The organism is Roseibium sp. (assembly GCF_965233565.1).
Taxonomy (GTDB): domain Bacteria; phylum Pseudomonadota; class Alphaproteobacteria; order Rhizobiales; family Stappiaceae; genus Roseibium.
Genome location: NZ_OZ247494.1, coordinates 580,877 through 599,058, shown reverse-complemented (window position 1 = coordinate 599,058; position 18,182 = coordinate 580,877). Strand labels below are relative to the sequence as shown.

At 60.3% G+C, this 18,182-nt stretch carries 17 protein-coding genes; 4 read left to right on the top strand and 13 right to left on the bottom strand.

Features of this window, described 5'->3' with window-relative positions:
- Positions 1–194: 194 nt before the first annotated feature.
- Complete coding sequence (locus ACO6TG_RS02825) at positions 195–494, top strand: hypothetical protein (protein ID WP_422376764.1); 300 nt, start codon at positions 195–197, stop codon at positions 492–494.
- Between the two features lie 246 nt (positions 495–740).
- Here ACO6TG_RS02825 and ACO6TG_RS02820 read toward each other — a convergent pair whose 3' ends face one another.
- The 13 genes from ACO6TG_RS02820 to ACO6TG_RS02760 form a co-directional block, all read right to left on the bottom strand.
- The gene (locus ACO6TG_RS02820; RefSeq protein WP_422376763.1) at positions 741–1,568 is read right to left on the bottom strand and encodes a trypsin-like serine peptidase; all 828 of its coding nucleotides are present in this window, start codon (positions 1,566–1,568) and stop codon (positions 741–743) included.
- A gap of 75 nt (positions 1,569–1,643) precedes the next feature.
- Complete coding sequence (locus tag ACO6TG_RS02815) at positions 1,644–3,137, bottom strand: sulfatase-like hydrolase/transferase (RefSeq protein WP_422376762.1); 1,494 nt, start codon at positions 3,135–3,137, stop codon at positions 1,644–1,646.
- Complete coding sequence (phnX, locus tag ACO6TG_RS02810) at positions 3,134–3,916, bottom strand: phosphonoacetaldehyde hydrolase (RefSeq protein WP_422376761.1); 783 nt, start codon at positions 3,914–3,916, stop codon at positions 3,134–3,136. The genes ACO6TG_RS02815 and phnX overlap by 4 nt, the downstream gene beginning before the upstream one ends.
- Before the next feature lie 25 nt (positions 3,917–3,941).
- Positions 3,942–5,126 carry a 2-aminoethylphosphonate--pyruvate transaminase gene (locus ACO6TG_RS02805; RefSeq protein WP_422376760.1) on the bottom strand — a complete coding sequence of 395 codons (1,185 nt, stop codon included), beginning with the start codon at positions 5,124–5,126 and terminating at the stop codon, positions 3,942–3,944.
- Between the two features lie 8 nt (positions 5,127–5,134).
- Positions 5,135–6,226 carry an ABC transporter ATP-binding protein gene (locus ACO6TG_RS02800; protein ID WP_422376759.1) on the bottom strand — a complete coding sequence of 364 codons (1,092 nt, stop codon included), beginning with the start codon at positions 6,224–6,226 and terminating at the stop codon, positions 5,135–5,137.
- Positions 6,223–7,245, bottom strand: a complete 1,023-nt coding sequence (locus ACO6TG_RS02795; protein ID WP_422376758.1) for an ABC transporter ATP-binding protein — start codon at positions 7,243–7,245, stop codon at positions 6,223–6,225. The genes ACO6TG_RS02800 and ACO6TG_RS02795 overlap by 4 nt, the downstream gene beginning before the upstream one ends.
- 10 nt (positions 7,246–7,255) lie before the next feature.
- Entirely contained in the window at positions 7,256–8,407 is a 1,152-nt protein-coding gene (locus ACO6TG_RS02790) for an ABC transporter permease (RefSeq protein ID WP_422376757.1), read from the bottom strand.
- Positions 8,408–8,410: 3 nt separating this feature from the next.
- Positions 8,411–9,403, bottom strand: a complete 993-nt coding sequence (locus ACO6TG_RS02785) for an ABC transporter permease (RefSeq protein WP_422376756.1) — start codon at positions 9,401–9,403, stop codon at positions 8,411–8,413.
- Between the two features lie 200 nt (positions 9,404–9,603).
- Positions 9,604–11,658, bottom strand: coding sequence for an ABC transporter substrate-binding protein (locus ACO6TG_RS02780; protein ID WP_422376755.1), 2,055 nt, complete (start codon positions 11,656–11,658; stop codon positions 9,604–9,606).
- A 116-nt stretch (positions 11,659–11,774) separates the two neighbouring features.
- Entirely contained in the window at positions 11,775–12,668 is an 894-nt protein-coding gene (locus ACO6TG_RS02775) for a LysR family transcriptional regulator (protein WP_422376754.1), read from the bottom strand.
- Positions 12,669–12,674: 6 nt separating this feature from the next.
- Positions 12,675–14,087 carry an AtzE family amidohydrolase gene (locus ACO6TG_RS02770; protein WP_422376753.1) on the bottom strand — a complete coding sequence of 471 codons (1,413 nt, stop codon included), beginning with the start codon at positions 14,085–14,087 and terminating at the stop codon, positions 12,675–12,677.
- Positions 14,084–14,269, bottom strand: a complete 186-nt coding sequence (locus ACO6TG_RS02765; protein WP_422376752.1) for a DUF4089 domain-containing protein — start codon at positions 14,267–14,269, stop codon at positions 14,084–14,086. The genes ACO6TG_RS02770 and ACO6TG_RS02765 overlap by 4 nt, the downstream gene beginning before the upstream one ends.
- 173 nt (positions 14,270–14,442) lie before the next feature.
- Positions 14,443–14,565 carry a hypothetical protein gene (locus ACO6TG_RS02760; protein WP_422376751.1) on the bottom strand — a complete coding sequence of 41 codons (123 nt, stop codon included), beginning with the start codon at positions 14,563–14,565 and terminating at the stop codon, positions 14,443–14,445.
- A gap of 31 nt (positions 14,566–14,596) precedes the next feature.
- Here ACO6TG_RS02760 and cyoA point away from each other — a divergent pair, with 31 nt between their 5' ends.
- Genes cyoA through cyoC form a run of 3 tightly spaced genes read left to right on the top strand, consistent with a single transcriptional unit; the run spans position 14,597 to position 18,182 of the window.
- Complete coding sequence (gene cyoA / locus ACO6TG_RS02755; RefSeq protein WP_422376750.1) at positions 14,597–15,538, top strand: ubiquinol oxidase subunit II; 942 nt, start codon at positions 14,597–14,599, stop codon at positions 15,536–15,538.
- Entirely contained in the window at positions 15,538–17,577 is a 2,040-nt protein-coding gene (gene cyoB / locus ACO6TG_RS02750) for a cytochrome o ubiquinol oxidase subunit I (protein ID WP_422376749.1), read from the top strand. Before cyoA ends, cyoB begins: the two co-directional genes overlap by 1 nt.
- Before the next feature lie 11 nt (positions 17,578–17,588).
- A complete protein-coding gene (cyoC, locus tag ACO6TG_RS02745) occupies positions 17,589–18,182 on the top strand; it encodes a cytochrome o ubiquinol oxidase subunit III (RefSeq protein ID WP_422376748.1) in 594 nt (197 codons plus the stop codon).

Here is an 18,182-nt window from a genome sequence, read left to right as displayed (position 1 = left end):
TGACGGTCTTGCCGGGATGACTTGCCCCCGGCTCGGAGACCGGCTCTTCCCGGACATCGGATCAGCACCATAGCCGGGGTTGATGCTCAGGGGCAGTGAAAAATTAGCGGGAGTTGGCAGAAGAGCGGAAACTACGCTACTGCCTTCTCCATTCTGAAAAATGACAATGCCGGTGATCAGGGAAATTGAATGCGATGACTTACAAGGAAACACTGCCCGTCTGGTGGAGCATTACCTGGCGCTTTTGTCTGATTTGGTTCGTGCTGTCGACCGTGATGGGGTTTGTGATTGTTTGGAACTCTGAGCTCTGGAGTATGGAGTTTTGGGAGACGAACGACCTTGGTGAACTCAAAGAGCAATTCGAAGACCTCCAGAACTCATTCCTGTTCGCTGTGGTGTCACCAGTTCTGGAACTCCTGCTTCTTGTCTTGGTCTCTTTGTGGGCGGTCAGGGCAGGTTTGAAGAAACATGATCTGCAAAGGCGATCTGTCTAAGGTGTTGGAAGGTCCTGAAATAATGGAGGAGCGAAGATGTGTGGAAATGGAGAAAAGCTGACTGGATTTGGTTCGTTGCAATGTGGGTGCTGCTGACCTTCATGATGCTGATGATCAATCATTATGGAAAGCTTGCTGCCGAACCGAAGATCTTTTGGATCGTCTGTTTTCCTCCGTTTATCTCCTGGTTGATGGTGCTCCGTGACAGGACCAGAGCGCGGAAATGAATATTGCGAAATAAAAGGGCTATTCACTCTCTTCCGTCGACAACCTCAGCGCCGGCACTGCAGCCGCTTCTGCCTCGCCACAGCGCGGGTTCTCCAGCAGCTCCTGCCATTCGAAAAACGGCACAATCGCCGAGCGGACGTCGTCGATCTTGGCGGACATCACACCAGCGACGCGGAGACCATCCGGGGTCTGGACCAGGAGCGGTCCACCTGATGCACCAGCTTCCGAGGCGCAGTTGGTGACCCAGCTGTCTTCGGCCGTGCCCATGACCTTGCAGTCCTCGACGACGGTCGGCAGGAAGCGGCGGCTGCGGCGATAGCCGACGGACTGGAAACGTGTGTCCTTGGTCAGAACAGCCGCTTCTTCGAGCGAGAGGGCCTGGACAGGTGGCAGCGTGCTTGGTTCCTTCAGGACAATCAGACCGACATCGTCATGGACATCGCGCAGTTTCGGCCGCTTGCGCGGGACATAATCGGCATCCGGATGGACGCAGGCGATTTCGAGCCGGGCCGCATATTCGTCGCGGCGAACACCGGCCATGAAAAGCAAATCGTCAACCGGGAAGGGGCGCAGGGTGTTCTTGTTGTAGAGGCAATGGGCGGCGGTCAGCACGAGATTGGGCGCGATCAGCGTACCGGTGCACATGGATGTCGACCGGTAGCCGGCCACATTGACCCGGCCGATCGAGGGCCAGGGGGCATCCGTGCTGTCGATGATCTTCAACTCGACGGCCCCGGCGGGCAGTGCGACCAGCGCCGATAGCATCAGGCCTGCAAGACGCACGCTTCTCCGGCTGCCGCCGTGAGCTGGCCTCTTGCCACTGGATTTCCTCGACAACTTGCGCATGTTTTCAGGTCCCGTTTCCGTGTCATTCTCAGCGACACGGTTTAACGGGACCTAAAACAGGGCAGATATGCGCGTTTATTGCGCGTAATAGTCCCAGACCAGGGTCCGCGCGAGGGTCTCGTCATTATGGGCCAGACGTTCCGACAGCATGGTTTCCAGTTGCGCCAGGACGATCTCCGGGTGCGCTGCGGCCCTGTTCTCCAGTGTGCCGCCCGCTGCGTCCATCAGAAGACCCGGCAGCCCGGACGCGTGGACGTAATGCCAGTTAGGGCCAAGTCGGGAGACGACGGCCGTCGACCCCTTGCCGGCGGCGTCCGATAACAGGTCCGGATTGGTTTTGGCCAGTTCCCGGTAGTCGAATTCAAACAGCGCCGCGTCCCGCCAGCCGAGCGGTGTTTCGCCGGAAAGATAGGGTAAGAGGCTCGCGCCGTCCGGGGCGTGTTCCGGATCGAGTTCCAGAAGATCGAGCAGCGTCGGGAAGATGTCGGTGGCCGAGGTGAAGGCCGACACCCGGTTGGACTTGGCGCCGCCGGGCGCCTTGATCATAAGCGGGATATGATAGCTTTCGCGATAGAAGCCGCCTTTGCCGAGCATCCAGTGATCACCCATCATCTCCGCATGGTCGGAGGTGAAAATGATCAGCGTGTTATTCTGCGGTTTTAGAGCGTCGAAGATCCGGCCAAGCTGGGCGTCAACCTCGGAAATCATGCCGTAATAGAGCGCGCGGAGGCGTTTCAGGTCGTGCCGCGTCAGGTCGCGCACATGTTCCGTCGCGCCCGGGATATGGCTGGCCAGGCGCTGGTGGTTTTGAAGCGCGGCAACGAGCGGGTGGAAAGCAGCTTCCTCTTCCGGCGTGGTGCCGCCTGCGAAATCCGGTCCGTCTGCCGGGTCATACAGTGTGTTGTAAGGCGCCGGGACGGTGATCGGTGGATGCGGGCGCAGGAAGGAGATATGCGCCATCCACGGCGTCTCGCCTTCCTGTTCGGTGAGCCAGGACAGGAAGCGGTTGGTCAGGAAAGCGGTCTGGGTATCCTCTTTGGAATAGGCAGGCGCCTTGCAGGAAATCCGTTCGCCATCTTCCGGCTCGACCTGGTGGATCGACTCGATGCTGCCTGGATCATGGCCACGTGTGGCGAGCCAGGAGAGCCAGGGTTTGTCGTCTTCCGGCAGACTTTGGCCCACATCGAAGCCCGGCAGCACACCCTCATAGGTCGTCAGCGCCGGATCGTTCGGGTCATGCAGACGCGGATCCGGCGAAGTGTCGGTATAGCCGAAGAGTGTCGGCTTGTAGCCGGCGCGGCGGGCAGCGCGGGCAATGTTGTCGAAACGGTCATCCAGCGGCGCGCCGTTCGCAACGACCCGGTGATTGCGCTGATAGAGCCCGGTATAGAGCGAGGCGCGTGCCGGAGAGCAGGGGGCCGTCGCCGCATAATGCTGTTCGAACACCGTTGCGGTTTCTGCAAAGGCATCCAGATGCGGTGTTTTCACCACCTCATGGCCGACAGTGCCGAGGCAATCGCCTCGCCACTGGTCTGCCGTGATCAGCAGAATGTTCGGCCGGTTGTTCATGCTGCCTCGAGCTGTTCAAGCAGTGCCGGGAGATCGGCGACGGTGTCGATCACGAAGTCCGCACCGGCTTCCTTGAGCTTTGCCGTAGCGTGAAGTCGAATGGCCTCGACTTCGGTCTCCGGCAAGGCAGCAAGTTCATCTGGGGTCTTGCCGGCGTAGTTTCCGGAGAGCGCCAGCCCGACCGTCAGACAGCCGGCGGCAACGCCTTCGGCAATGCCGGGCTCGGTGTCGTCAACCTTGATCACGGCGCTTGGTGGATAGGCGACCAGATCGACAAAACACTGATACATGCCGAGCGGGCCCGGACGGCCTTCGGGCAGGTCGTCGGCGCAGATGAGGTTGTCGGGTTCATAGCCCTGTTCGGCGGCACGAGGCAGAACGCGTTCCATGATCGAGCGGGTGTAGCCCGTGGTGGACCCGATCTTGATGCCTTTGGCGCGCAGATCCTTGATGACATCGTTCGCCCCTGGAACGAGATCGGCAAAATCGGCCACGACGTCCTCGTTCATCGGCACGAAGACCTCATAGACCTTGTCGACATCCGCATCCGTCGGGGCTGCACCGTATTTGTCGGCCCACTGCGCGGCGATGTCGGGGTCGTCCATCATGGAGCGAATGTGGTCCCATTTCGGCTTGCCCATTGGCGCGCGCGCCTGAGCGATGGAAGCGGTGATGCCGAACGTTTTAAACGCCTTGACGAAGACGCCCATCGGGGCGAAGGAGCCGAAATCGATCATGGTTCCGGCCCAGTCAAAAACGACGGCTTTGAACTTGCTCATGGGTTTTTTCCTTTTTCTTGTTGGGTCAGGCGGCGAGGCGGGCGCGTTCCACCAGCGCCTCGGCCGGCGGTGCGGCACTTTCAACGCCCATCTCGGTCAGAACGTCGCCGGCAGCGGCAACGACGTCGCGCATGATGTGTTCGTCCATCTGGCCGATACAGCCGACGCGGAAGCTTTCAACGACGGTCAGCTTGCCGGGGTAGAGAATGAAGCCGCGGGTTTTCATCCGGTCGTAGAACTCCGGGAAGGAGAAGGCCGGATCGGCCGGACAGAAGAACGTCACGATGATGGGCGACAGCCATTCAGAATCGAGCAGGGTCTCAAAGCCCAGTTCGCGCATGCCCGCAACCAGCACGTCCCGGTTCCGTGTGTAGCGTGCCCCGCGACCGGCGACGCCGCCCTCGTCCTTGTGCCCTTTGAGGGCTTCCAGGAAGGCGGCGACGACATGGGTGGGCGGCGTAAAACGCCACTGACCGGATTTTTCCATATGTGCCCATTGGGCATGGATGTCGAGGCTGAGGGAGTGGCTGTTGCCTTTTGAGGTTTCCAGCGCAGATTTCCTGGCCAGGATAAAGCCGAAGCCGGGCACGCCTTCGATGCATTTGTTGGCCGAAGACACCATTGCGTCGAAGGCAAGTTCTGCGGGCTCCAGCGGAACAGCGCCAAAGGCGGACATGGAATCGATCAGGAGTGTGCGTCCGGCCGCGGCAACCGCGTCGGAGATTTCCTTGACCGGATTGAGGATGCCGGAACTGGTCTCGCAGTGGACCGCGACCACATGGGAGATTTCCGGGTCGGCGGCGAGCAGGGCCGCAACCTCGTTGCCGCGTGGCGGCAGGTAGTCGCCTTTGTCGAGGAGTTCGACCGGGCGTCCGAGATAGGCCATCGTCTCGGCAGCGCGTTTGCCATAGGCGCCATTGCTCAGGATCAGGGTCTTTTTGTCTTTCGGCGTGAAGCTGGCGAGCATCGCTTCAACGGCAAAAGTCCCGCTGCCCTGCATCGGAACACAGTCGTAAGCGTCTGCACCGTCGCCGAGCAACTCCAGGAGCGAGGCGCGCATGGTGGCGGTCATTGCCCTGAAGTCACCATCCCAGCTGCCCCAGTCTCTCAGCATGGCTTCCTTGACGGCGGCCGAGGTTGTCAGCGGCCCGGGTGTCAGAAGAAAGGGTTCACCGAGTCTGGGGCGGTCTAAGGCGTCTTTTTTTGTCATCGTTTCACCTAGGCTCTTTTGCGGGAGAAGTCGAAATCGGCGGTGTAGTGGCAAGCGACAAAGTGATCCTCGGCCACTTCCTGCCAGTCCGGAACCTCGCTTGCACAGCGGTCTTTTGCAAAAGGACAGCGGCTGTGAAACCGGCATCCGGAGGGCGCGTCAAGCGGGTTCGGAATTTCACCCTGCAGCTTGATCGGATCAAAATGCGCATCCGGATCCGCCTGCGGGATCGCGGACAAAAGCGCATGGGTATAGGGGTGTTTCGGTTCGAAGAAGAGCTTTTCGGTCGGCGCATATTCAACGAACTTGCCGACATACATGACGGCGACCCGGTGGCTCATCTGGGCAACCACCGACAGATCGTGCGCGATGAAGAGGAACGCCACCCCCATCTCTTCCTGCAGGTCTTTCAACAGGTTGACGATTTCTGCCTGGATGGAGACATCGAGCGCGGAGACGCTTTCATCGCACACGACAAAGTCGGGTCTGGAGACAAGCGCGCGGGCAATACAGATGCGTTGGCGCTGGCCGCCGGAAAAGGCGTGCGGAAACCGCCGCAGGTGTTCCAGATTCAGTTTGCAGCGGCCGGCGATCTCCCGGACCCGTTCGTCGATGGCCGCGCGATCCTTCATCATGCCGGAGGCGATCAGCGGTTCGGCGATGATGTCGCGCACGGTCATGCGTGGATTGAGGGAAGAGTAGGGATCCTGGAAGACGAGACTCATCTTGGAGCGGAACAGGCGCAGCCTGTCTGCGGCCAGTGTCGACAGATGCACCGAGCCTTCGGAAAAGACCATGTTCATATGCTGGCGGAACTTGCGCAGCTCTTCGCCTTCGGCATGGGCAACGTCCACGTCATGGCCGTTGGTGTGAAAGACCACTTCGCCGTCTGTCGGATCGATCGCGCGCAGGATGGCCCGTCCGACGGTGGTCTTGCCGGAGCCGGATTCCCCGACCAGGCCAACCGTCTCGCCGCGCTTGATGTCAAAGGAGACGCCGTCGACGGCGCGCAACTGTTTCACTTCGGATGAAAACAGCTTCTTCTTGCGGATCGGAAACCGGACTTCCAGATCCTTCACTTCAATGAGTGTGTTGCTCATGCCGCGCTCCTTCCGCCACTCTGGCCACCGCTGGCCTGGTCACTGTGAAGCCAGCACCGTACGGAGCGACCAGGCCCCCGGGAGACTTCGTGAGGCGGGTTCACATCGCAAATCCCGTTGATGAATTCAGGACAGCGGGTGTGGAACGGGCAACCGGTCGGCCGTTCGGTCGGACTTGGAATGTCACCGGGTACCGGCGACAGCCGGTCATGCAGGGTGTCGAGGCTGGGGATCGCCTTGAGCAGGCCTTGCGTATAGGGGTGCTGAGGCGAGCGGATGACGTCCCGGGTCGCGCCGCGTTCAACGATGGTGCCGAGATACATGACCGCCACTTCGTCCGCGATCTGGGCGATAACGCCCAGATCGTGAGTGATGAAAATCATCGCCATGCCGAGATCACGCTGGAGGTCGCGCATCAGGTCGAGCACCTGGGCCTGGATCGTCACGTCGAGTGCCGTTGTCGGCTCGTCGGCAATCAGGAGGGCCGGACCTGCGGACAGGGCAAGGGCGATCATGGCGCGCTGGCGCATGCCGCCGGACATTTCATGCGGGTACTGGTCGATCCGGTCCGACGGATTGGAAATGCCGACCTTGTCGAGCATTTCCACCGCCAGCTCACGCGCTTCACGCTTGCCGCATTTCCTATGCAGGCGGATCGCCTCCATCATCTGGTTGCCGATCGTATAGACCGGCGAAAAGCTCGCCATCGGTTCCTGGAAAATCATGCCGATCTCGCCGCCACGCAGATGCCGGAGCGAGCGCGATTTCGGCTTGATCTTGTCGATCTCGATCTCCCTGCCGTCCTTGGCCCGATAGGTGATGCGGGTCTCGTCGGACAGGCTGGCATTGCCGGGCAGAAGGCGCATCAGGGCCTTTGTGGTGATTGACTTTCCCGAGCCGCTCTCGCCGACGAGGCCCAGTGTCTTGCCGGCCTCGACCGCAAAACTGACGCGTTGCACCGGTGTGATCAGGCCTTCATCGGTGCGGAAAGAAATGGAGAGGTTTTCAACGCTCAGCATGTCGCTCTCCTTACCTTGCATCGCCATAGGGATCGGCCGCGTCCCGCAGTCCGTCGCCGATGACGGTGAAGGCCAGCACGGCGACCACCACGAATATGGCCGGAATGAACAGCCACGGGGTCTGTTCGATGACCCGAACCGACTGTGCCTGCTGAAGCAACACGCCCCAGGAAACGGTGGGTGGGCGCAGACCAAGGCCGACGAAGGAGAGGGCTGTTTCCGACAGGATCATGTAGGGGAAGGAGATCACGAGATCGACGATGATGAAGCTGGTGAAGCTCGGCAGCATGTGCTGGCCGATGATCCGGCCGGGTCTGGCCCCTGCCAACCGGGCGGCCACCACATAGTCTTCTCCCCGGATCGAGAGGAGCTGGGATCGTATGCGTCTGGCAAGCGTCGGCCAACCGAAGAGCCCAAGGATCAGCGTCATGGCAAAATAGACCTGGGTAGTCGACCATTCCTTCGGCATGGCGGCGGCCAGACCCATATAAAGCGGAATGATCGGCACAACGCGCACCACTTCCGTGACGCGCTGGATAACGTTGTCGGTCATGCCGCCGGCATAGCCTGCAATTCCGCCGATCATCAGCGCGAGCGCGAAGGAAATCAGAACGCCCAGGACGCCGATCGAGAGCGAGGTGCGGGTCGCATACATGGTGCGCGAGAAGACATCACGCCCCAGGTCATCCGTGCCCCAGAGATGCAGTTTCGCGTCCGGGTCCGACAGTCCGAAGAGATGGCGGTTGGTGGGAATGAACCCCAGCACCAGAGTGTCTTCACCGGACGCGAAGAAGGTGACGTAGACTCGCTTTTCCGGGTCGGGCACGGAAATCGCGCGCAAGGTGACCGGATCGCGTTTGGTCGAAACGCCGTGAATGAAGGGAACGGCGGAACAGCCGTTCTGGTCGCAGAAGATCGGGATCTGCGGCGCGCCGTCGATATATTTGGCATCGCGCGTGGTCGGGCCGTAGGGAGCGACAAACTCCGCAAAGATGCCGAGGAGCGCCATCAGGCCCAGCAGGAAGCTGGCGACCATCGCGGCCTTGTGCCGGCGAAAGCGCCACCAGATCAGCGTCCATTGCGAGGCCGAATAGTATTTCAGCCGTTGCTGGCGTTCCTTTTCTTCTTTTTTGGAGAGGGCGTCTGCGGTTGCGTCCGTCATTGATCAGGCCCCCAGTTTGATGCGCGGGTCGAGCCACGCCAGCAATAGGTCGGAAACGAAATTCATGAAAACGATGATGAAGGTGAGCAGCAGCAGGATGGCGCCGGCCACATACATGTCGAGATCGAGATAGGCTTTCAAAAGCAGCTCGCCGAGTTCTGTCAGGCCAAGCACGGCGGCGACGATCGGCAGCTCGGAAAAGATCCGGTTGACGTCAAAGCCGATGGTCGAGACGATCGGGTTGATGGCGAGCCTTGCCGGGTATTTCAGCAGGAGTTTGCCTTCCGGCACGCCGCGGGCGCGCGCCGCAGTGACCGAGAGCCGGTTTAGCTCATCGGACATGGTCGCGCGCATGGTCTGGATCTGGTAGGCGACGGCAGACCAGGCGAGCACGACGGCCGGCAGCCAGAGATGTTTGATCAGGTCCCAGACCTTGGCCAGCGACCAGGGCGCATTCTGATACTGCGCTGAAAACAGTCCGCCGATATCGGCGCCGAACCACTTGTTGGCAAAATAAAGCAGGATCAGCGCCAGCAGGAAGTTGGGCAGGGCCAGGCCCAGATAGGAAAAGACGGTCAGGCCATAGTCGAGCGAGGAGCCGCGCTTCACGGCGGCATAGATGCCGACCGGGATGGAGATCGCGTAGGTCAGGACCAGCGTGGTCAGGAGAATGCCGAGTGTCAGCCAGGCCTTGTCGCCGATCACCTTGACGACGGAGGTCTCAAAGGCGAAGGCCTGACCGAAGTCGCCGCGCAGGACAATGCCGCCGATCCAGTCGAAATAGCGGAAGACCATCGGCTTATCGAGACCGAGATCTGCCCGAATCGCCTCGATGTCGGCCTCGGTGACGCTGACCCCGGTGCCGGAGAATTTGCGGAAGGCGTAGCGGTCGGCATAATCGCCCGGCGGAATTTCCATGATGATGAACACCATCACGGACACGAGCGCCATGGTGATCACCATGCCCACGAAGCGCTCAAGTGTGAACCGAAGCATGCAACCTCTCCTGGAATGATGGCATCAGCATCGTGTTGTCATCCCGGACGGAGCGAAGCGCAGATCCGGGATCCAGTACCCGAGGGCCGTTGCCGGTTCCAATAAGGCCGGTGTTTACTGGATCCCTGCCTGCGCAGGGATGACAAGGGAAAGTGTGGTGAGCCGGGGCAGCCCTGCCGCCCCGGCCTTAAGTCAATGACTTACTGTTCCAGAGACCACTGCTGCGGACGGTACGGATAGACCCAGTAGAAGTCGTAGGTCTTGGCCTTGATCGGCTTCACGTTCTTCAGGTCGTTGCGGAACATGAACGGGGCAACAATGTCGCCGACGGTGCCGATTTTCAGCATGTTGTCGACATGGATCTGGGCGATTTCCGCACCCAGCCTGTTGCTTTCCTCAGAACCCATTTCGACCTGGATGAACTTTTCCGACAGATCCCAGAGCTTCTGGATATCAGCCGGCGGCTCGGTGCCCTGCGTGCCGTCGGTTTCTTTCCAGGCGGCCCATTCGAAGCCGTTGCCCGGGTTGAAATAGTCACCAAACGGCGGAATGAACACCGTGACATCCTGGGAAATGGTCGGACCGGCATTGCCGTCATACTTCCAGGTGGTCACGTCCAGGTCGTTGTTGTTGCCGGCCGCACGATATTCGTCGGAGGTGACTTCCTTCAGGTCGATGCGGACGCCGGCAGCGGACCAGTAGTCGCGCACCAGTTCCATCATCTTCACCGGAACACCTTGCGTGGAATAGACGAGGCGAACCACCAGCGGCTTGCCGTCCGGGCGCTCAAGCGTGCCGTCACCATCGGCATCCTTCAGACCCATTTCGGCGAGAAGTGCCTTGGCGCCGTCGAGATCGTAGGCGATGTCCTTGTTGAGCATCTCTTCGGAGATGAAGGACACGGTCTTCGGTTCTGCCGGGACGCCCTGCATCGGTGTGCCCTGACCGAGATAGACGATCTCGTTGATCTCGCCGCGGTTCATGGCAATCGACATGGCGCGGTTGAAGCGGATGTCGGAGAAGAGTTCCGCCAGGACCGGGTCCTTGTGGGTCCGGTTGAAGGAGAAGAACACGTTCTCACCGAAGGTCGGCGCGAAGGAGACGGTGTAGTTACCCTTGCCTTCGTTTTCCTTCAGGAGCGGGAAGTCTTCGAGGAAGACGGCCTGCTGTTTCCAGACCACTTCGCCGTTCATGATCTTCAGGTTCTGCACTTCCTTGTCGCCGATATAGGTCTCGGAGATTTCGGAGATGTAAGGCAGCTGGTTGCCGGCGGTGTCGACCATGTGGAAATAGGGGTTGGCAACCAGTTTGCGGCCTTCCGCGCTTTCTTCCACGACGATGTGGCTTTCCAGCGTCGGCACGACGGCACGGCCGATCTTGGCAGCCTTGTCGGCGTCTTTCAGAAGCGGAGACGGAACGTCTTTCCAGTCGGAGCCGCCATAGTAGAAATCGACGGCTGCTGCCGCGTTTTCAAAACCGTGTTCCTTGGCGAGCGTTTCGGCGTTTTCATTGTATTTCGGCATGAACTGGCCGAGGAAATGTTTCGGCTGGAACGGTTGGCCATAATCGACGGCAAACCGGTTCAGGATGCCCGGGGTCGGAACCGGGAAAGTGAACTTGACGGTGAGCGGATCAACAGCTTCGACATTGACCGGTTCGCCCGCGAACAGCCAGCGGCCCGGGGTCTTTTCGTAGACATCCGGGTTCAGGATGATGTCGTTGTACCAGAAGGCGACGTCTTCAGCGGTGAAGGGCTCGCCATCGGACCACTTGTGGCCGTCTCGCAGGGTGATGGTCAGCTCAGTGTAGTCGTCGTTCCAGGCCCAACCCTTGGCAACATTCGGGACGACGGTCTGCAAGTCGTCGGCATAGCGCACGAAGTTGACGTGACGGACAGACAAAAGGTCGGACGTGCCGGATTCGGTGCCCTTGGACAGGCCGGTCAGGACGCCGCCATAGGTACCGATCTTTTCGTAAGGGGCCACAACCAGCGGCTCGGCCGGAAGACGTTCGGCGACGGCCGGCAGGGCCTCGTTGCCGAGGATCTTGCCGTTCAGGTCATTGATCGCCGGGTTTTCTGTGAAGGCAACGGCGCAGGAGGCCTTTTCCTGGAACTCGGCCAGTTCGAACTGCTGCGGATAGTCGGCGGTGAGACCCTGCATGTCGGCAACGGTGACAGGAGGGCAGTTGGCCAGTGCGGGCGAGGCCATGACGGCCAGCGCAGCGCCGGACAGGAGAAGGGATTTGATGGTCATTGCGGTTTCCTCGACGGGAGTGTTTGCGAGGCCTAATGACGTCCCTTTTATAACAGTTTGATGAATATTCCAGTTGTATAGCTTTTTGTTATAGATTGAGCTCTGACACCGAAGTGTCAAACACCCCTGAGACTTTTGCGGAAGGCCTCGACCGCGGCGACATTGGCCATGTCCCTGTGCCAGACCACATAATGATGGGCGACCAGGGACGGGTCGTCGATCTGGATCGCAATACAGCCGTCGCGATCCGTGATTTCCGCTTCCATGGCGATTCCCACACCGACACCGGAGCGGATCAGGGTGGCAATCGACCCCCAGGACCCGAGTGCCAAAATGGTCCTGGGTTTCTGGCCGGCTATGGTCGCGGCGGCCTCGAAGATCTTCCGTGTGCCCGAAGAGCCCTCGCGCTGCAAAAACGCGAGGTTGCCGACATCAGCCCAGGTGACCTTGTCTTGAGCGGCCAGCGGGTGATCGGGCGGGGCGGCGATGACGATGCGGGTCTTGACCAGTAATTCGCCGTCGAGGCCCGCCGGAACTTCCCGGCCGGTGATGAAGCCGATGTCGATCTCGCCTTCCTCGAAAAGATCGAGAATGTCCTGGGTGGCAAGCGCCCGGGCTTCGATGGCAATGTCCGGATGACTGGACATGAAGGTCGAGATCCTGGGGATCGCAAGCTGATAGGTCGAGTAACCGATCCGGAGTTCGCCGGAGGCGAGCGCCCGGTGGTGTGACAGCTCTGTTTCCAGATCGCCGACCAGGGCCAGAACGGCCCGGATACGCGGCAACAGACCCTGAAGCGCGGGCGTTGCGGAGACACTGTAGCCGACCTTGGCGAGCAGCTTGGTCTTGAACCGGCTTTCCAGGCCTTGCACATGATTGGAGATGGAGGGTTGTGAAACGCCGATCTCCTTGGCTGCGGCCGAAAAACTACCCGTGCGCACCACGGCCTCCAGAGCGCGCAGCTGAACCAGCGTCAGGGTGTTCTTGGGTCTGGGCGGAGAAGAAGCCATGGAAGGTCAGCCGGCAAGATCCGCAACGGGTGCCCTGGCAACACCTGTGACCTCAAGATGATGCGCCACCCGCAAGGCGAGGTCTTCACGCCAGGCCGGGGCAATCACCTGAACGCCAATGGGCAACCTTGCCCCCTGAAGCCAGATCGGGACGGTGACGGCCGGCAGGCCGATATAGGAAATCGGCTGGGTGAAAAGCCCGATATTCGGCCGGGCCGGCATGGTCTCTCCATTGATGGTGAAAGTCTTGGTGCCGGAGGCAAGGGCCGGGAAGGGGGTTGCCGGTGCCAGAAGAATGTCGACCTTTTCGAAGATCTTGCGGAAGAGATCCCGGAACCAGGACCGGAACCGCTGCGCCTGTTGCAGCCAGACGGCAGGGACCATTGTGCCGGCCAGGAAGCGGTCGCGGGTTTCCGGGTCAAAATCCTGAGGACGTTCCCGAATCCGCTGCAAGTGCAGGCTGGAGCCTTCTGCCGCGGTGATCACGTAGGCCGCGGCACGTGCGCGTGCGGCTTCCGGAATATCGATTTCCAGATTGGCCCCGAGGGCCTTGGCGACCAGATCGGTTGCATTCAGGGCTTCCGGGAGGGCCTTGTCCCTGAAATATCCACCTGCGACGGCGATCCTCAGCTGGTCGATGCCCTGGTCCAGATGCGCATGGGTTTCGATTTGCGGATGAGATGCCTGAGCCGGGTCTGCCGGGTCCGGGCCTTGCAACACATCGAAGATGAGCGCGAGGTCCTCCGCCGAGCGGGTCAATGGCCCCAGGTGATCCAGGCTGCCGACAAAGGGATAGGTGCCGGCACGGCTGAGACGGCCGTAAGTCGGCTTCAGTCCGAACAGGCCGCAGAAGGACGCCGGCACCCTGATCGAGCCGTTTGTGTCGGAGCCCATGGCGAGCGGCACCATGCCGGCTGCGAGGGATGCGCCGGAGCCGGAGGAAGACCCGCCTGTCATGCGGCCGAGATCATGCGGGTTGCGGCAGATGCCGTCATGAGCGCTCTCGCCGGTGAAATCATAGGCGTATTCGCCCATATGTGTGGCACCGACGAGGACTGCGCCGGCTTCTTTCAGCTTGCGGACGAGCGTTGCATCGGCACTTGCTGGCGGATTCTCGCGGTTGATCTTGGCGCCCGCACGTGTGGTCAGGCCTTCAACGTCATAAAGGTTCTTGACCGCATAGGGGACGCCGGCCAAGGGCAGTGTCCGGCCGTCGGCAAGGGCGTCATCCACCGCGCGTGCTTCAAGCAGCGCCCGCTCGGAAAGAATATCCGTGAAGGCATTGACCTTGGGATTGAGCGTTTCGATGGATTGCAGAGCCGCATAGGCGACTTCGAGGGCCTTGGTTTCGCCGCTGGCAACGGCTGAGACGGTCTGTGTCGCTGTCCACGAGCGCAAGGTTTCGTCAGCTCCGCTCATGGAACAAAGACCGGCGCAGCTTCAATATCGGCGTCCATCGGAAAGTCCAGAACCTGCTCGGCCGCCTTCTCGATGGCTGCGATGTGCATTTCAACCACAGGCCGCCAGCTGTCCTCGATGGTCACGTCCATCACGGCTTCCATATGGGCCACATGCTCTTTTGCGTTAAACGGTTTTTGCATTCCCCGATCCTTCCCACCCGGTCGATAGCGTCCTGTTTCATCTTTCAAATTGCAGACGCGATGTCCAGTCCGATCCTGACGAAGGCACCCCTGCAAGGCGCAATTTTAGAGCTCAACCGGAAGACGCTGACCGTGCCGGCAAGGCTCCCCGGATTTTCTTGCCCTTGCGTCTTTCATTGCCCGATGGGCTCGGCTAGGCTTTCCGCAAAGACATATTCCGATTCAGGCGGTGTTGTGCCGCCGGCGATTTTCATCGAGCCCTTGTCTCTTCGTTCTGACGCGTCGGGCTCATCCATTGACTGTCTCTGTCCTTAAAAAGGAGGAGCCATGTTGGACGCGATTGCCGGACTTTGTTCCCGACGGCTTTACGGCGTGGCGCGGCTGACCCTGGTGTTGGCCTCCGGTTTATTGCTCACCGGCTGTGCGCTTTCCGACGCGCCGGTGCTCAATCCAAAAGGCCCCATCGCCCTGGCAGAACGGAACCTTCTGTTCACCGCCTTCTGGCTGATGATGATTGTCGCCATACCGGCCATCCTGCTGACGCTCTTCTTTGCCTGGCGCTATCGGCGCCGCGAAAACGGCGCGGCCTATACGCCCGACTGGGAAGGCTCCTGGACCATCGAGGCCGTTGTCTGGCTGGTGCCGGCGGCCATCGTGATTGCCATCGGCACATTGGTCTGGGAGTCCACCCACAGGCTCGATCCCTATAAGGCACTCGTTCCGGAGGGCAAAAACCCGGCCTTCACGGTACAGGCCATCGCGCTCGACTGGAAATGGCTGTTTCTCTACCCGGAACTGGGCACGGCCAGCGTCAATGAGCTGGCATTTCCGGCCAACCGGCCGCTCAGGATCGAGATCACCTCCGACACGGTGATGAACTCGCTGATGATCCCGGCCCTCGGCGGACAGATCTATGCCATGGCCGGCATGCGCTCCGAGCTCAATCTGATTGCCGATGAGCCGGGCGTTTTCATGGGACGCAACACCATGTATTCCGGTGACGGTTTTTCCGACCAGCACTTCAAGGCGCATGCCATGAGCGAGGCCGATTTCAAGGCCTGGAACGGTAAAGTGGGGGACAGCGGATCAGCGCTGGATGCGGCCACCTATGCGGACCTGCACAAGCAGAGCATTGCCGACCCGGTCACTTATTACAGCAGTTACGAGACAGACCTCTTCAAGACCATCATGAAAAAATATGCGCCAGTCTCGGCGCCTGCCTCAGGGCCGGCTCATCAGGGACATGGCGAGGGCGAGGGGGATTCATAATGCTGGGACGTCTGACAATCGATGCCCTGCCGTTCTATTCCTGGGTCGCCATGGGCGGTGCACTCGTAACCGTCGGCGGCGGTGTCGCCGTGTTTTTGCTGATCACTTACCTGCGCGCCTGGAAGGTTTTGTGGACCGACTGGCTGACCAGCGTCGATCACAAGAGGATCGGCATCATGTATGTGGTGCTCGCGCTGGTCATGCTGGTGCGCGGTTTCGTCGACGCCATCATGATGCGGGCCCAGCAGGCCATTGCGCTCAACAGCGAGGGCTATCTGCCGCCGGAGCATTTTGAACAGATCTTCTCTTCCCACGGCACGATCATGATCTTCTTCGTGGCGATGCCGTTTTTGACCGGTCTGATCAACATCATCGTGCCGCAGCAGATTGGTGCCCGCGACGTTGCCTTCCCCTTTCTGAACTCCGTCAGTTTGTGGATGACCGCCGCTGGAGCCGCACTGGTGCTGGTGTCGCTGGTGATCGGCAAGTTCTCGCAAGCCGGCTGGACCGGCTATCCGCCATATTCCGGCATTGAATACAGCCCGGGTGTCGGCGTCGATTACTGGCTCTGGGCCCTGATCGTCAGCGGTGTCGGTTCGACGCTGTCAGGCATCAATTTCATCGTCACCATCGTCAAGAACCGCTGTCCGGGCATGACTTTCATGCGCATGCCGCTGTTCACCTGGACAGCATTGTGTATTTCGATCCTGATCGCCTTTGCCTTTCCGGCGCTGACCGTCGTTGCCGCCCAGCTGACACTTGATCGCACGCTCGGCTTTCACTTCTTCACCAATGGCGATGGCGGCAACATGATGATGTACGCCAATCTGCTCTGGATCTGGGGCCATCCGGAAGTCTACATCCTGATCCTGCCGGCCTTCGGCATCTTTTCCGAAGTGGTCGCGACCTTCTCGCGCAAACGTCTCTTCGGCTATGCCTCGCTGGTCTATGCCACGGCCTGTATCGCGCTTCTGTCCTTCACCGTCTGGCTGCATCACTTTTTCACCATGGGCTCCTCGGCCAATGTGAATGCGGTCTTCGGCATCGCCACGATGATCATCGCAGTGCCAACGGGCGTGAAGATCTTCGACTGGCTTTTCACGATGTTCCGCGGCCGGATCGAGTATCACCCGTCCATGGTGTTCACCATCGGTTTCATGGTGACCTTCGTCATTGGTGGTGTCACCGGCGTGCTGCTGGCGCTGCCGCCCGCCGACTACCTGATGCACAACTCGACCTTCCTGGTCGCGCATTTCCACAACATGCTGATCCCCGGCGCGCTGTTCGGCTATTTCGCCGGCATGAACTACTGGTTCCCCAAGGCCTTCGGCTTCAAGCTTGACGTCAAATGGGGCCTGCGCTCGTTCTGGTTCTGGATCATTGGCTTTTATCTCGCCTTCATGCCGCTTTACGTGCTTGGTTTCATGGGCATGAGCCGACGGATGGAACACTATGCCGACCCGAACTGGCAGCCCTACCTGGTGGTGGCGGCGCTGGGCGCGGTCTGTGTGCTGATCGGCATCGTCTGCATTGCGGTCCAGCTGATTGTCTCCGCCCGCAACTGGGGCTCGGCCCGGGACGTCACCGGTGATCCCTGGAACGGCCGTACACTGGAATGGGCAACATCGTCGCCGCCCGCGCCCTACAACTTCGCCGTTCTGCCCGAGGTGCGGGATCTGGATGCGTTTCACGACATGAAGATCCGCGGGGAAATCTATCTGCCGCCGGCAAGCTACGAAGACATCGTCATGCCGAAAAACACCTGGATCGGTCCGGTGCTCGGTGCGCTAGCCTTCGGTCTTGGCTTTGCCTTTGTCTGGTACATCTGGTGGCTGGTTGCGCTCTGTTTTGTTCTGTCGCTGATCTGCGTCGGCATCAGGGCATCGGACGACAATTCCGAATATGTGCTGCCCGCGGCCGAGGTGGCGAAGATCGAGCAGGCAAGGCTGGCGCAGATCTCGCCGGCGGACATGCATGACATGCGTGATTTTGTGCCGCGCGGGGCCGCCTCAGGTGCACCGCTGCCGGGATCGGTTTGAGGAGAGGCCGGATGTCCGTATCAGCCGTTCTGGAAGAAGAAGAGAAGAAGTCGCTGGAAGCCAGGGAATTCGGGTTCTGGATCTACCTGATGACCGACGCGATCCTGTTCGCGTTGCTGTTTGCAACCTATGTGGTTCTGTCCAAGAACTCAGCCGCCGGCCCCACCTCCAACGAGCTGTTCGACCTGCGGCACACGGCCGGCGAAACGGCGCTTCTGCTGATTTCCAGTCTCACCTTCGGTTTTGCGTCCATCGCCCAACGGGCCGGGCATCAGGCTCATGTCGTGCGCTGGCTCGTTGTGACGCTGCTGCTGGGTCTCGGCTTCCTGGCGATGGAGTTGATCGAGTTCCTGGGCATGATCGCCAAGGGGGCGGGGCCTGACGTGTCAGGTTTCCTGTCGGCCTTCTATACGCTGATCGGCACCCACGGCCTCCATGTCGCCTTCGGCTGTCTCGGCATTGTCGTGATGATCGGCCAGATCCAGGTCAAGGGGCTTACTCAGCCGGTGCGCTCGCGGGTCTTCCGGCTGGGATTGTTCTGGCATTTTCTCGACATTGTCTGGATCGGGATTTTCTCGGTCGTTTACCTGCCCGGCGTGATGTAG